Origin of the sequence: Jeotgalibaca dankookensis (assembly GCF_002005405.1) — a bacterium.
In the GTDB taxonomy this organism is placed as follows: Bacteria; Bacillota; Bacilli; order Lactobacillales; family Aerococcaceae; genus Jeotgalibaca; species Jeotgalibaca dankookensis.
This window is the reverse complement of sequence record NZ_CP019728.1, coordinates 852,508-866,987: the sequence shown is the minus strand read 5'-3', so window position 1 is coordinate 866,987 and position 14,480 is coordinate 852,508. Positions and strand designations below refer to the sequence as shown.

Here is a 14,480-nt window from a genome sequence, read left to right as displayed (position 1 = left end):
CGAATATAAACACTCCGAAGTGGTATATGCTCGAAACACTTACTCGGAGTGTTTTTATTTTTTATCTAAATTAAAAAAGAAAGGATTATGTGTATATGAAACCATTTAAAAGACTCCTACGCCATATTGGTGTCATTCCAGATGGCAACAGGCGTTGGGCACTTGCACAAGGCCTTCAAAAACAAGACGGATACCAGCATGGTGTTGGCCCAGGACTTGATTTGTATAAAACTTGTTTAGAATTGGGTGTTGAGGAGATGACCTTTTACGGCTTTACCATGGACAATATTAAACGCCCATCTATTCAGACGCGCGCCTTTAAAAAAGCATGTGTGGACTCGGTAGAGGCTTTAAAGGATTGGGATGCCGATTTATTGGTGATAGAAAATACAAAATCTAAAGTATTCCCAGAAGAATTAAAGCCTTATATCACTCGTACTTGTTTCGGAGAGGGTAAAATGAAAGTTAATTTTCTTGTTAATTATGGTTGGGAGTGGGATTTAAATCAAGCCTTTCAAAAAGCCGATGAACAAATAACCGGTTCCATGATTGATCATATTGCTTCAAAGGACATATCTCGCATGGAACTCATTATTAGATGGGGCGGAAGGCGCCGTTTAAGCGGGTTCCTACCTGTTCAATCGGTTTACTCAGATTTTTATATCGTCGACCAGACATGGCCAGATTATCATAAAAACCACCTTTATCAAGCGCTTGAATGGTATCAAGAACAAGATGTGACATTGGGTGGTTAAAAAAATAGACATAAAAAAACCGAGGCGGTCATCTGACTGCCTCGGTTTTTACATTTAAATATAATTATTTAGCTTCATCATCTTGATGTTGGAAAGTTTTTGCTCCAGTGTAACCAGCGAATGCGGTTAATACTGCGGCAGCGACTAGTCCTAAGAAGATAAATAGAGAGTATCTTGCACTTGCGTTTGCAGCTTCTTCAGCTTTCACACGTGCTTCTTCAATCGTTTGTTCTGCTTGAGCTTGTAGCTCGTTAAGTTTTTGTTCTGCTTGTGTTAGAGCTTGGTCAGCTTGTTCAACTGATTGTCCATAGCCCTCTTTAACATTTTGAATAGCTGAATCAGCTTCTGCTGGTGTTAAATCTGTATTTTCAGAAATAACTTGTCTTAATTCTTCTTCATCAAGTTCGCTTGTAATCGATTCAATACGGTTTTGAATGCTTGTAGTTAACTCATCGAATACTGCGTTAGGGTCTTCACCATCGACAACAACACGTTTCCCAGCATTTGCAATTTCGTCAGTTGTTTGATCAACTTGTGATTGTAAATAATCTGGTTGTAATTCTGGAATATCTGAGTTTTGCAAAGCATCAATAACTTCTTGTTGAACATCCATATTATCAGTGTCAACTTGAACGTTTTCTGATACTGCATCAAATGCACTTTGCGATAAACTACTTACAGCATCTCCCGTTGTTGAAGCAACAGAACCGACAGCGTCACCTGCATAACCTAGTAGAGTACCAACAGTACCAAATGCTGATGAAAGAGCAGATGTCATTAATACAAACATTGCAATGACACCAACGGCCCATGTTAAGAAACCATGAATAAATCCTGAACGGCTAGCTGTTAATCCAGAAACATAACCGGCAGCACCAAACGATAGAATTAATGCGACAATAACCCAAATAACTAAGCCAATTCCAACACCTTCTAATGAATTAGAAGCAGTTAAATCAGGAATACCTAATCCGATAGCTGCTCCAATGAGTGAAAACAAAATACTCATTGCAATAAATGTTGCTACACCTGCCAGAATACTTGCCCAAGAAACATTAATACCTGCTTCTCTTTCATCCACTGCTGGGTGAATGTACTTTCTCATAAATGGTCTTCTTGCCATATGAACAACACTCCTTTTATAATTTTTGTGAATCAATTAACTCTCCTTAACTATAATGCTTATATATTTTAATATCAAATAATATGCTATTTGGATATAATTTTTCTGAAAATGCCACAGCACATATTCTTTGTCTTTAACATACTCAATTGTTAATATTGGCTTATAAGCATTTCTAGAAACGAAATGGAAGGATGATAGAGATATGGTAAAAAGTGAAACAGGTGGCGTCATTGTTCTATTTGGTGTCACAGGAGATTTGTCTAGTCGAATGTTGTTACCAGCCTTACACCAATTGTACCAACGCGGTTTACTTTCGGAAAAGTTTGCCTTATTAGGAGCAGCTCGCAGTGAGTTAACGGACGAAGAATTTCAAACTTACGTCAAAGAATCTGTAGAGAATGGCACAAACTTCGAAAAATTAAATGAGGATTTTTTGGATCATTGTCGCTATATCAAAACAGATAATACGAAATTTGAGGACTTGAAAGAAATGCGTAAGAAAATACAGTCCTTTTAGTAGTAGAAAAGCCAGTTGGAGACAGTTTAGAAAAAGCTGAAGAATATCATGATATCTTTTTGAAAGTATTTGAAAAAGATGCCATCTATTTTATGGATCACTTCCCCGGTATGGACTTTATTCAAAATATTTTAGCAACCCGCTTCTATAATCCATTGATTGAAGGAATTTGGAATAACCAATTTATCTCTAACGTACAAATTTCACTTCCGGAAAAACTATCGATTGGAAGTCGGGGAAGCTATTACGACGAAAACGGCGTCCTCTTCGATATGTTCCAAAATCATTTGTTACAAATTTTGTCTCTCGTAGCTATGGAGTTACCGGATGAATTAACCACGGATAAGATTCATACCAATAAGTTGGATGCTTTAAAAAATGTGCCTACGTTCAAAGAAGAAGAAGTGGGACAAAAAGTTGTGCGGGGACAATATCAAGCAGACAGTGAAGGTAAATACAATAGTTACCGTAGTGAAGAGGATATCCCTCGAGATAGCCAAACCTCCACATACGTGGCAGCCGAATTAAAGGTCGATACACCTCGCTGGGAAGGTGTCCCATTTTATTTAAGAACAGGTAAAGCGTTGATAGAAGACTATACAGCAATAGATATTTTATTTAAATCAACGGAATCGATAGACGCCGACGTTGCGACTCGATTAACTTTTATGGCAGAACCGCCAAAAGGCTTATCCTTAGTCATAAATCAAAAAATGCCCAACAACCAGTATGAACCAATCAGTACATTTTTAGGTCCAGATACCACAACATTTGAAGATAAATACATTGCGCATCCTTATGAAAATATGCTTCAAGATGCATTAGCGGGCATTCGAACTTATTTCCCAACCTTTGAAGAAATTAAGGAGCAATGGCGTATTACAGATAGTATTGTAGCTGGATGGGAAAAACAAACTAAACCTCACTTTCCTAATTACCGTGCCAACACCTTCGGTCCATATGAGGCAGAGGCATTATTAGATAAAAACAATCATGTTTGGGTAAAACGTCCTAATCTAGAAAAAGAATAATGGTGTTATAAAGGAGGAGTTAGTAAATATGGATTGGAAAAAATTTCTGTTAGGCTCATTGGTGTCCATCATCGGTATCACTTTAATTAGTTTTGGAGCTGCTCTTAGCGAGTCTATGAATATGGGGTTAGATCCCTTTACCGCTATCAATAGAGGTGCTTCTTCATTATTAGGATTTAGTCTAGGTAACTTCCAATTAGGGGTAAACCTTGTTATCTTGGCTATTGTCTTTTTCATGAAAAAATCTCTGATTGGATGGGGAACGATTTACAATATGGTTTTAGTTGGTTATCAAGTGGAGTTTTTCAATAATCTATTCGGAAATTTCTTTACCGTTGAGGAAATGAGTTTAGTGATTCGTATCATTATTACGATAGTAGCAATTGCTGTCTTTGCATTCGGTGTAGCCATCTATATGGATACCGAATTAGGTGTATCACCTTATGATGCAATCACACCATTGATCACTGACCGTACAGGTTGGAGTTATACGCCTGTTCGCGTCGCTCAAGATTTAATTATTGTTGTAGGTGCCTACTTCTTAGGAGGTCCTGTTGGAATCGCCACTATTATTACTGGTTTTTTTGCTGGACCACTCATTTCTTTCTTTTCCGAAAAGGTCTCGCAACCAATTATCAAAAAACTATCCTTAAACGCTTAATATACTATGAGAGGCTTTTCGTTTAAACTTTTCAAATTTCTTTGTTATGGTATAGGTATAGATAAAACAAAAGGAGAGATAGTATGAACGTATTAATTATGGGTGCTCATGGTCAAGTAGGGCAACACTTAGTTGAAGAGTTAAAGAATACAGGAAAACATACTCCAATTGCATTTGTCAGAAAAGAAGAACAAGTTAAGGAATTCGAAAATGCAGGTGTTGAAGCTCGACTCGGTGATTTAGAAGGCTCGATTGAAGATATCCAGGAACGCATGGACGGTATTGATGCGGTTATTTTTGCAGCGGGTTCAGGTGGCAGTACCGGAGACGATAAGACACTTCTAATCGACTTGGACGGTGCTGTTAAAGTAATTGAAGCGACTAAGGCACGTAACATCGATCGTTTTGTGATGTTAAGCGCGATGGGTGCAGAAACACGTGAACGGTGGAGTGATGAGTTGAAACCTTATTATGTCGCGAAGCATTTCGCAGATATGTGGTTAGAAGACTCCGACTTAAATTATACAATTGTGCGTCCGGGTATGTTAGAGAATGAAGATGCAAAAGGAAAAGTACTAGTGAAGGATACTATAACTGATAATGATATTTATAGTATTCCACGCGCAGACGTTGCGAAAGTGCTAGCAGCGACTATAGACAATGAAAATACTTATAAAAAAGCATTTGAAGTGGTAACAGGTCAAGATTCAATTGAAGATGCTTTAACTAACCTTTAATATTTTTAACTGAATAGACGGATACACCTTCAAAAAAAGGGTCTTTGTAAAAAGCACTTTCTTTGAAGGTGTTTTTTAAATCATATTTTAAAAGTGAGGTAGAATGAGATGGAAGGGATTGAAAATTTTATAGATAAAATCCAGTCTGGCGGAGTAAATTTCTGGATTGGGGTATTTATAGGTCTAATTGTTATTCTATTAAGCCGCTTTGGATTGCATAAGCTTATTATAAAAAATATCGAACGCAAAAGGACACAATTATTTCTGATTACTATAGTTAATTGGCTAACCTTATTTATTTTAACGCTTTTCTTTTTTTCTTATTTTTCTAAAACGGCCTTTATATACGAAACCTTATTTGTTTTTGGTGATACGGATATAACTGTCTTTCTGATTTTAACGATTTTATTTTCAGTTATATTAGCCATTAAATTCTCTAAAGCTGTTCGCCAGTTCATCTTACCAGTAATTTACGATCGGTATGACCTCGACAGAGGGATGCGTGCTTCCATGAATACTTTCTTTAGCTATTTCATTGTCCTGATGGCCGTTATTGTTTCGCTTTCATCCGTTGGGTTTAACTTAAGTAGCTTGACTGTATTTGCAAGTGTATTGGGAGTCGGGATTGGATTTGGTTTACAAAATGTTATGTCTAACTTTATTTCTGGTTTAATCATTTTGTTTGAACGTCCCATTCGTGTGGGAGACCGGATCATAATTGATGATAAGATTGCAAATGTGGAAGAAATAAATATTCGGGCAACCATTGTACGAACACGTGTTAACGAGCGTATGATTATTCCAAATTCTTTTTTTCTAGAAGAAAAATTTGTAAATCGTTCTTATGTTGATACCCGTTTACGTATACCCGTTTATGTTGATGTTGCTTATGGTAGCGATGTCGAGCTCGTTCAACAACTCTTATTGGATGCCGTTTATGAGTTGAAGCAAGATTTGTGGCCAAACATTGCCGATGAACCGAATCCACGTGTCTTTTTTGAGGACTTCGGGGAGTCGGGGTTAACTTTTAGTGTTTGGTTTTGGATTGATTCACAAAGCGATGAAAGAGAATTCCGGATACCGAGTGATCTACGATTTAAAATTATCAAAAAATTCCGAGATAATCAGATTGAAATACCGTTTCCACAACGTGACGTCCATGTTATTGCGGATAATATGGATTAAAACAGTGTTTTCTTGCTAACCTACTAGTTTCTAGGTATATTATAGATGAGACGACATAATAAGTAGAGGAATAGGAAAGGGATAGGTGACTTTATAAATGAATGCTTACAAAGACATTAATCTAACTCCTAGTGAAGCCCTCCAAGTGTTCAAAGATCAGTATCCAGAGACAACCGTCAAAGAAGTTGAATTAGAACTAAAGGCACAAGCATATGTGTACAAGGTTGAAGGTTACGATGATGAGAAAGAGTATAAAATTTACATTGATCCTAATAGTGGTGAAATTCAAGAAACAAAAGAAAAGCGCGCAAAACGGGTAGAAAAAGAGATTACTCAGGAACATACCGATAAAATCCAGACTATAGTCGATAAAGCACTAAAGGATGGAAATGGAACCCTTTATGAATGGTCACTCGAGCTTGAAGATGGAAGAGCAGAGTTAACCGTTAAAACAGATTTAGAAAACGGCCAACATGCGAACTACAAATATGACCTCGATACTGGAGAACTTTTAAAGAAAAAATAGTGACTAATACAGTAAAAAAGCAGACTCTATGAAATTTATGGCCTGCCTTTTTATTGTATTATTTTTTATTTTTATCCATTTTTAATTCTTCAAAGAAGTGTTGCGTTTCTTGCCATTTTAGATATTCTAATGACTTTTTGCAAGAGGCTTCCAAAAAGCGAATCGTTTCATCTGTATCAGCCTGACTCACTTCGGATTTTATTTCGTATAAATACTCAGCCATTTTAGAGTTGAAGTAACTACCCGTTGGGAAAGTGTCATCCACTTCAAGCTCTACTCCGTCTACAAAAGGATAGGGAAGGGTGAAGAAACACGGATTTTCAATCGTGTCATCACCTAACCAAAAGCCAAATTCAATCATATGTTCGTCAAAAGCAGCCCGTTCAATAACTTTGCTATCATCGGGAAAATCTTCTAATTCGTTATAAATGATGATACATGACACATCAAAGGTACCCCAGAATAAGCCTGGATAAACCTTTCTTTGTCTAAAAGGTGCAATAAACTGCTGCTCGGCGTCCCAAGCAAATTGGAACCAATTCAAAATTTGACTTGCGACACTTTCGCTATAGTGATGGTGATTTTGATCTTCCTCAAACGGAGTTGTGTGTGCCATTTCTTGTGGCTTTGTTTGAATTGTGATGTCAAGACCAACTTTTTTTTGTTGCTTGTATGATTTCTTTATAATAGTCGCTGATGGCCTTACCATCTGTCAGTTTTATCACTTTGTCTTTTTCTTTTGCTTTGACGATAATTTCACTGGCAATCAAGTCCGCTTCAATTTCAAAATAAGCATTTTTATGCTTAAGTAATCCCGTAGAGAAACCATGGGGTGTAATATCTAAAACCACATGGGCCCATTGAGGCTCTTGAGCAGCATATTCTAATTTTACTTTGCCTAAAATCTGAGAGATTAATTAAAGTGTGAGTATTTCATTTTTATTATCTTGATAAAATCCCATTGTAAACGCTCCTTCATTGTTGATTAATAAAAAAATAGGTGCTCATCGTATTGGTTTCACGGTGAATACCTATTTTTTAAAAATTGGTTATGAAATCCTTACTTATCTGAATGTCTGGCTTCATCACCAGGTACATAAGTTGTTTCTTGTTCTAACACTTCGTCCATTTCATTCGTATCTGGATGTGAGTCTTGCTCCGGAGTTTTTTCAAGTACTTCCTTAGTTGTCATATTATCTTTTGGTGTTTCACTATTTTTATCTATTTTATCTAGATTGAAAGATGCTTGTTTATTTAAAATATCTTCTACTATAACAATGATTTTACCTTGATCTAACTCTTTTTTGTACCCTTTAAGTAAACTGTCTTCTTCGTCAATTTCAGAATCAGGATCTGGGACTGGACTAATGACGTTATTAGAATAGTCCTGGCTGGAAAGAAGCGGAAAATCAAAAATAATATTATCCCAAGTATCCTTATTTTTTACTGTTCCATCTTCTTTTTCAACCTCTGTATTTGTAGCACTCTTTAAATCTTCATAAGTTTTATTACCATCTGTTACCAATTTAATATTTTTCTTTGTATAACCCTCTTCTTTTAATTCTTCTAAAGCAGTATGAACTTCTGAGATTGTATCATATGCACCTTTTACAAATTTAGCCATATCGTTATTACCTCCTATTTTTACTATTCTTATAACGTAATTGTATAAGAAGCCAATCATTTTAGCAAAGAAAACGCTATCTTTAAATGAGAAGGGGTAACTTTAATTTTTTTCACATCAGCTAAAGTGGTATACTTTAAACAAGGTAACAGTGATAAAGAAGGAGGAGTTTTTTATGAAAGATAGATTTGCTGACCAAGAACAATGGCAATTCCCAGAATCTTACTGGCTCACCCGCGAAATCCCTACTTTTTCTAAAATGACTGATAATCAAGAGACGCAAATTGGTGTAATTGGTGGCGGTATAGTAGGGATTATGACAGCCTATTTACTCGCAAAATCTGGTAAAAAAGTTTGCCTTGTTGAAGCTCGTAGTCTTCTGTCAGGAGTTACCGGACATACCACTGCTAAAATTTCTGCCCAGCCTAGCTTGATTTATGACAAGATTATTCAAACCTTTAATGAGGAACAAGCTCGTCTCTACTATCAAGCGAATATCGATGGATTAAAACTTATTAATCAGACAAGTGATAACTTACAAATTGACTGTGATTTTGAAGTAAAAGACGCCACCGTTTATGCCACAACAGAAAAGGGTGCTGAAAAGATAAAAAAAGAAGCCAGAGCTTATGAAAAGCTTGGAATAAGTGCTGTTTTGACAGAAGGGAAATTGCAAACGCTACCATTTAATACAACAGCAGCCTTGACCATGTCGCGTCAAGCGCAATTTCACCCTGTTAAATTTTTAACGGGTCTCCTAAACGAAATTAAACGGCTTGGAGGGTTAATCTACCAAGACACGAGAGCGGTTGAGTTGGAAGATGACACCACTGTCATTATGGAAAATGGTAAACAACTATCTTGTGATACAGTTGTTGTTGCAAGCCACTACCCCTTTAATGACTTTAATGGCTTATATTTCTCTAAACTATCTATTTCACGTTCATATGCTGTTTTAGTTAAAAACCCTCATCCATTACCCGAAGGAATGTATATTAGTGCAGATTCGCCAACGCGTTCACTGCGCTCTGTGAGGGCGGATAATGGTGAACAATTATTGCTAATTGGAGGAGATAGTCATAAAACTGGAAAAAGTAAATCAGATACACAAGAGCATTATCACAATCTACTGACATTTGGAGAAGAATTTTTCTCAACTGACGAAGTAGTTTATCACTGGTCGGCTCAAGATATGACCACGCTAGATAAACTCCCTTATGTTGGTCAAATGACACACCGTTCGCCACATGTTTTGGTCGCGACTGGGTTTAATAAGTGGGGAATGGCAATGGGGGCCACTTCTGCCAAACTCATTACTGATATCATAATGGAGCAAACTAACCCTTATCGTGATTTGTTGGACCCAACCAGAGGGAAATTTAAGCCAGCAGATGTGAAACAATTTTTCATCAAAAATACAACAGTAGGAAAAGATTTCATCACTTCTAAAAACAAACAACCTAAACTTGTTCCGGATGATTTACTGGCTGATGAAGGGGGATTAGTCAGCGTTAGCGGTGAAAAAATGGGAGGGTACCGTGATCAAGATGGTGAACTTCATCTTGTCAAAACAACCTGTACACATATGGGGTGTGGTTTAAATTGGAATAACGCTGAACGTTCTTGGGACTGTCCTTGTCATGGCTCGCGCTTTTCTTACAAAGGAGAAGTTTTAAATGGTCCAGCTGTGACACCTTTAGAAAATGTAGATCCTACTCTGTAATTTAAGATTTCATATGAGTCGTATTACTATAATAAGAGGGTGGTGAATAGAATGACCTATTTTCGATTAAAAGGAAATCCGGTAAAGACAGACAATTACGTGCATTGGCTTCACTATGAAAAGCCTACCTCCGAAGAAAAACTGTTTTTGACGGAGGAGATGGGGGTTCCATTAGATTTTATAGAAGATGCGCTTGATCGGTATGAAGTGCCGCGTTTAGAAGTCACGCAAAATAAATTTGGAGAGCCCATTAGATTGATGCTTGTTTCTTATCCGCAAATTATGAATGATTATCATAGTTACGTTGAATATGAAACGCGTCCTTTAGCGATTATTTTATTGTCGAATAGAATTTTTACCATCTCGCCTAGTCATGTCCACTTTATTGAAAAATTGCAAATGAACCACTCAGAAGGGTCAATATCTAGTTCCCATATCTTATTGGATTTATTATGGGAGTTGACCCAAAGTTATGTTCAGATGATTATGGATATTGATAAAACAATAACAGATATGGAACAAAATATCATCAACACGACAAGAAACGAAGCTTTTTATAAACTGATCGCTATCCATAAAAATTTGGTCTATTTTGATACTGGTATTACTGAAAATCATGAGATTATAAAAAATTTAGTAGAGGAAGAAATTTTTTCCAACGACCGGGTTGAAAGAGAATTACTACATGACATTAAGGTTGCTTCCCGTCAAGCCTCAGTGATGGTTCGAGAATCAACGGATATGATTGATCATTTAAGCGAAGTTTTCTCAAGTGTTATTTCTAATAATTTAAATAATATTATGAAATTTTTGACCTCTCTCACAGTTGTCCTCACTATTCCAACTATTATCGGTTCTTTTTGGGGAATGAATGTGGGACTGCCATTAGATAATAGCCCATTCTCATTTTTTTTATTACTGGGTATTTCTATTCTAATTAGTATTGTGACTATCTTTTGGTTGAAGAAAAAAGATTATTTATGAATACTAAAATGAATTATTAGAATTTGATGATATTAAGCATTGACAATTCAAATTATCTTCGCTATAGTACAGAGAATAAACAAAACAATATGAACCAGAGGCCGCGAAAACCAAGAGTAGGAAACGAAAGGGGAATTCGCCGAAGTATCGAATGTGATACTGGGATTATACTGAATAAGTATAATACTGTCAGAATAAAATGCCCAATTTTATTCATTGATGAGCTGTTCATGTTGGGGCAAAAGGACGGTTAAACCGTGAGCCTTTTGCTCACGGTTTTTTGTTTACATTTTTTTATAGCAGAAGGAGAGAATAAAAATGAAATTGACATTAAAATCTTGGCCCTTATTACTCGGAGCAGGTCTTTTATTAGCAGCGTGTGGCGCAGACAGTTCTTCGGATACGGGATCCGCTGTAGTGAATGAAGATGATGATACTTTAGTAGTCGGGTTAGAAGCTGCTTACGCACCATATAACTGGACCCAATTAGACGATAGCAATGGAGCTGTTCCTATTGCCGACTCTAAAGAGTATGCTGGTGGTTATGATGTTCAGATTGCAAAAATAATAGCAGATGAATTAGGGCTAGAACTGGTAATTGTCAAAACAGAATGGGATGGGCTCGTACCAGCCCTCCAATCAAATAAAATTGATGCCATTATTGCTGGTATGTCTCCTACGGAAGATAGAAAACAAACGATTGATTTTAGTATTCCTTATTTAGATTCACAACTTGTAATGGTAGTAGAGTCTGACAGTGAGTTTGTTAATGCCACAAAATTAGCCGATTTCTCTGGAGCCAAAGTTACTGCCCAACTAAATACATTCCATTACAGTGTAATTGATCAAATTGAGGGTGTTGAAAAACAAACAGCTATGGAGAATTTCTCGGCTATGCGGGTTGCACTACAGTCAGGTGTTATTGACGGCTATGTGTCTGAAAAACCAGAGGCGATTAGTGCTTCTAACGCTAATCCTGACTTTACCTATATCGAATTTACAGAAGGTTTTGAAACCAATCCAGAAGACACGATGATTGCAATTGGTTTACGTAAAGGGGAACCAGAAATAGAAGCAATTAATCAAGTTTTAGAAGGTATTTCAAGTGAAGAGCAACAAGAGTTGATGGAAGAAGCAATTTTAAATCAACCTGCTGCCCAATAATAACAGGAGCTGAATGAGTTTGAGTCATTTATGGAATATATTTATTAGTAATTACCCCCTCTTTTTACGGGGGGCCGGAGTAACGATTTATATTTCGGTTATTGGAACGATTGTTGGCCTTTTAATAGGGATGATTATGGGCATTATCCGAACTATTCCCCATCCTGAAAAAGGAGTAAAACGATTTTTTTTAAAAACGATTCACTTAATTACAACTTGTTATGTTGAACTGTTCCGTGGAACCCCCATGATTGTTCAGGCAATGGTCTTTTATTACGGATCTGCTCTTGCATTTGGCTGGGATCTCGATCGTATTGCAGCTGCTATTTTTATCGTATCGATCAATACTGGTGCCTATATGACTGAAATAGTCCGCGGAGGAATTGTTTCGATTGATAAGGGGCAATTTGAAGGCGCCGCAGCGATTGGTATGTCACACTGGCAAACCATGCGTATCGTTGTTATCCCTCAAGTCTGGCGTAATATTTTACCAGCGACTGGTAATGAATTTGTTATTAATATCAAGGATACATCCGTTTTAAGCGTCATTTCTGTGACGGAACTATTCTTTCAAACAAAGACAGTAGCAGGTATTAACTTTGATTACTTTGGTCCCTATACAGTCGCAAGTATCATGTATTTAGTTATGACATTAACGATTACACGAATTTTGCGTCGATTAGAGCGCAAACTGGCGGGTAGTGACGTCTACCAATTGGTAGGTGGTAATCAGAACCAAGTGCAAAACATTGATAAAAGTAAAGGAGTGCAATAATGGCTGCAGTTCTTAGTGTGAATCACCTTAGTAAAAAATTTGGCAATCGTGAAGTTTTAAAAGATATTAGTTTTGATGTTAATGAAGGAGAAGTCGTATGTTTAATTGGTTCTTCTGGTTCAGGGAAATCTACGCTTTTAAGATGTCTGAATCTATTAGAACAACCAACAACAGGGACCGTTTTATACCGTGACAAAAATATTGAAGAATCAGGTTTGGACCTTTTCCATTATCGGTCTAAGGTAGGCATGGTATTTCAACAATTCAATCTATTTAATAATTTAGATGTTCTAGAAAACTGTACAACTGGTCAAGTTAATGTGTTAAAAACCGAAAAAGAAGAGGCAAAGAAACGTGCCTTACGCTATTTAACTGAAGTAGGAATGGACACTTATATCAATGCTCGTCCCGCTCAATTATCCGGTGGTCAAAAGCAACGTGTTGCTATCGCCCGAGCATTAGCGATGAACCCAGATGCTTTACTTTTTGATGAGCCAACTTCTGCCTTAGACCCTGAAACGATCGGAGAAGTTTTAAAAGTTATGAAGCATCTTGCCGAAACAGGGTTAACCATGGTCGTCGTGACTCACGAAATGCAATTTGCTCGTGAAGTATCCGATCGTGTTGTTTTTATGGATCAGGGTGTCATTGTAGAAGAAGGGAAACCTGAAGATATTTTTAATCATCCTAAAGAAGAACGAACAAAGGAATTTTTAAGTCGTATTTTAGAAGTAGGAGTTTAAAAAAAAAACCATTCTAAATTTTTAGAATGGTTTTTTGTGTGGGCTCAAAAGGTTAACTAAAGAGCTATCTCAACGTTTCTTTTCTTCTTCTTCAATCTTACGTAAAAAACTTTGGAAAAAGTAGCCATTGCGATCTAAGATGGCTGTTTTAAATTTTTCTAGAGAAATTGCTTGCATACCCAAATAATAAGAGTGACGTTCCTTCCAATTTAATTCAATAAGGCCAGGCCCTAAATAAGAATGAAATTGCTGCAAGGTACCGTCTAATATTCTTGTTTGAATACCATTGGGAATCAGAAGTACACTCGTTAAAGTTAAACCACCATCCAGACGATTTTTACTTGCAATGCCGATTTTAATTTGATCAATAAAGTAAGCAAAGTCCGGATATACTTGTGCGAGTACAGAATTGGAAAAAGCGAGCTCAGCTTGTCTTATAGTCTCCAATACCCAAATATGCGCACGTCCTTTTAATTGATTGGCATATTCTTCTAAAGTTAATGTTTCCATATAGCTACCAAATACCTTAAGAGGAGAACCAACTTCACGAAAGAGTTGGAGTGTGGCTATATAAATTGCTTCTTCGTCTAGAGTCTCATTCTCCTCACCGTAAGCTACTGGCAGAGGTTTTTCCCGCTTAAAAGCTAAACCTGGCAAACCTTCTCTTTCAAGATAGTCATTAACATCCGTTTCGTTAAAACGATAATGTCCAGTATTTCCACGTGTTTTCCAGGCTCTTAAACGACCGTCACTTATCATATTTTTTATAGTATTAGGATGAACATTAAGTATTTCTGAAACATCTTTAACCGTATAAATTTTATTTGCCATAATTTATCCCCTTTCGATAATTATGTTTAATTAGTTTATTTTAGTTATTTTATAACTAAATAATAACACAAATAAGCACAAATTAATACAAAGGTTAA

At 36.7% G+C, this 14,480-nt stretch carries 15 protein-coding genes, 1 pseudogene and 1 riboswitch; of the genes and pseudogenes, 11 read left to right on the top strand and 5 right to left on the bottom strand.

The annotated features are described in order from the left end of the window. The first annotated feature begins 95 nt into the window (after positions 1–95). The gene (locus BW727_RS04190) at positions 96–755 is read left to right on the top strand and encodes an undecaprenyl diphosphate synthase family protein (RefSeq protein ID WP_062469243.1); all 660 of its coding nucleotides are present in this window, start codon (positions 96–98) and stop codon (positions 753–755) included. Between the two features lie 64 nt (positions 756–819). On the opposite strand, the gene BW727_RS04185 is transcribed toward BW727_RS04190, so the two are convergent. Further along, positions 820–1,878: a hypothetical protein gene (locus tag BW727_RS04185; protein ID WP_062469246.1), complete on the bottom strand. Its 1,059-nt coding sequence runs from the start codon at positions 1,876–1,878 to the stop codon at positions 820–822. Positions 1,879–2,083: 205 nt separating this feature from the next. Here BW727_RS04185 and BW727_RS04180 point away from each other — a divergent pair, with 205 nt between their 5' ends. The 6 genes from BW727_RS04180 (at position 2,084) to BW727_RS04155 (ending at position 6,538) form a co-directional block, all read left to right on the top strand. Next, entirely contained in the window at positions 2,084–2,398 is a 315-nt protein-coding gene (locus BW727_RS04180) for a hypothetical protein (protein WP_062469248.1), read from the top strand. A 53-nt stretch (positions 2,399–2,451) separates the two neighbouring features. Beyond that, a complete protein-coding gene (locus tag BW727_RS04175; RefSeq protein WP_227807251.1) occupies positions 2,452–3,429 on the top strand; it encodes a hypothetical protein in 978 nt (325 codons plus the stop codon). Between the two features lie 28 nt (positions 3,430–3,457). Beyond that, positions 3,458–4,090, top strand: a complete 633-nt coding sequence (locus BW727_RS04170; protein WP_062469252.1) for a YczE/YyaS/YitT family protein — start codon at positions 3,458–3,460, stop codon at positions 4,088–4,090. An 83-nt stretch (positions 4,091–4,173) separates the two neighbouring features. Then, on the top strand, positions 4,174–4,827 hold the full coding sequence (locus tag BW727_RS04165; protein ID WP_062469255.1) for an SDR family oxidoreductase: 654 nt from the start codon (positions 4,174–4,176) through the stop codon (positions 4,825–4,827). A gap of 108 nt (positions 4,828–4,935) precedes the next feature. Further along, entirely contained in the window at positions 4,936–6,012 is a 1,077-nt protein-coding gene (locus BW727_RS04160) for a mechanosensitive ion channel family protein (RefSeq protein WP_062469259.1), read from the top strand. A gap of 97 nt (positions 6,013–6,109) precedes the next feature. Continuing rightward, positions 6,110–6,538 (top strand): PepSY domain-containing protein, encoded by a 429-nt coding sequence (locus BW727_RS04155; protein WP_062469261.1) that lies wholly within the window; start codon positions 6,110–6,112, stop codon positions 6,536–6,538. A 58-nt stretch (positions 6,539–6,596) separates the two neighbouring features. On the opposite strand, the gene BW727_RS04150 is transcribed toward BW727_RS04155, so the two are convergent. The 3 genes from BW727_RS04150 to BW727_RS04145 form a co-directional block, all read right to left on the bottom strand. Further along, positions 6,597–7,247, bottom strand: a complete 651-nt coding sequence (locus tag BW727_RS04150) for a DUF5996 family protein (RefSeq protein ID WP_233418534.1) — start codon at positions 7,245–7,247, stop codon at positions 6,597–6,599. Next, the gene (locus tag BW727_RS10815; RefSeq protein ID WP_257787921.1) at positions 7,183–7,443 is read right to left on the bottom strand and encodes a DUF5996 family protein; all 261 of its coding nucleotides are present in this window, start codon (positions 7,441–7,443) and stop codon (positions 7,183–7,185) included. Before BW727_RS10815 ends, BW727_RS04150 begins: the two co-directional genes overlap by 65 nt. 155 nt (positions 7,444–7,598) lie before the next feature. Continuing rightward, positions 7,599–8,162, bottom strand: a complete 564-nt coding sequence (locus BW727_RS04145; RefSeq protein ID WP_062469264.1) for a general stress protein — start codon at positions 8,160–8,162, stop codon at positions 7,599–7,601. 175 nt (positions 8,163–8,337) lie between these two features. On the opposite strand from BW727_RS04145, the gene BW727_RS04140 reads away from it, so the two are divergent. From BW727_RS04140 to BW727_RS04120, 4 genes and pseudogenes are all read left to right on the top strand, one after another. After that, complete coding sequence (locus BW727_RS04140) at positions 8,338–9,885, top strand: FAD-dependent oxidoreductase (RefSeq protein ID WP_062469267.1); 1,548 nt, start codon at positions 8,338–8,340, stop codon at positions 9,883–9,885. A 51-nt stretch (positions 9,886–9,936) separates the two neighbouring features. Further along, positions 9,937–10,869: a magnesium transporter CorA family protein gene (locus BW727_RS04135; protein ID WP_062469269.1), complete on the top strand. Its 933-nt coding sequence runs from the start codon at positions 9,937–9,939 to the stop codon at positions 10,867–10,869. Positions 10,870–10,956: 87 nt separating this feature from the next. Beyond that, positions 10,957–11,104: riboswitch (Lysine riboswitch) on the top strand. Between the two features lie 83 nt (positions 11,105–11,187). Beyond that, positions 11,188–12,808, top strand: a pseudogene (locus tag BW727_RS10875) (ABC transporter permease subunit). After that, complete coding sequence (locus BW727_RS04120; RefSeq protein WP_062469279.1) at positions 12,808–13,551, top strand: amino acid ABC transporter ATP-binding protein; 744 nt, start codon at positions 12,808–12,810, stop codon at positions 13,549–13,551. Before BW727_RS10875 ends, BW727_RS04120 begins: the two are co-directional and overlap by 1 nt. Before the next feature lie 69 nt (positions 13,552–13,620). Here the strand turns inward: BW727_RS04120 and BW727_RS04115 are convergent, their stop codons facing one another. Further along, positions 13,621–14,382, bottom strand: a complete 762-nt coding sequence (locus BW727_RS04115) for a helix-turn-helix domain-containing protein (protein WP_062469282.1) — start codon at positions 14,380–14,382, stop codon at positions 13,621–13,623. Positions 14,383–14,480: the final 98 nt, after the last annotated feature.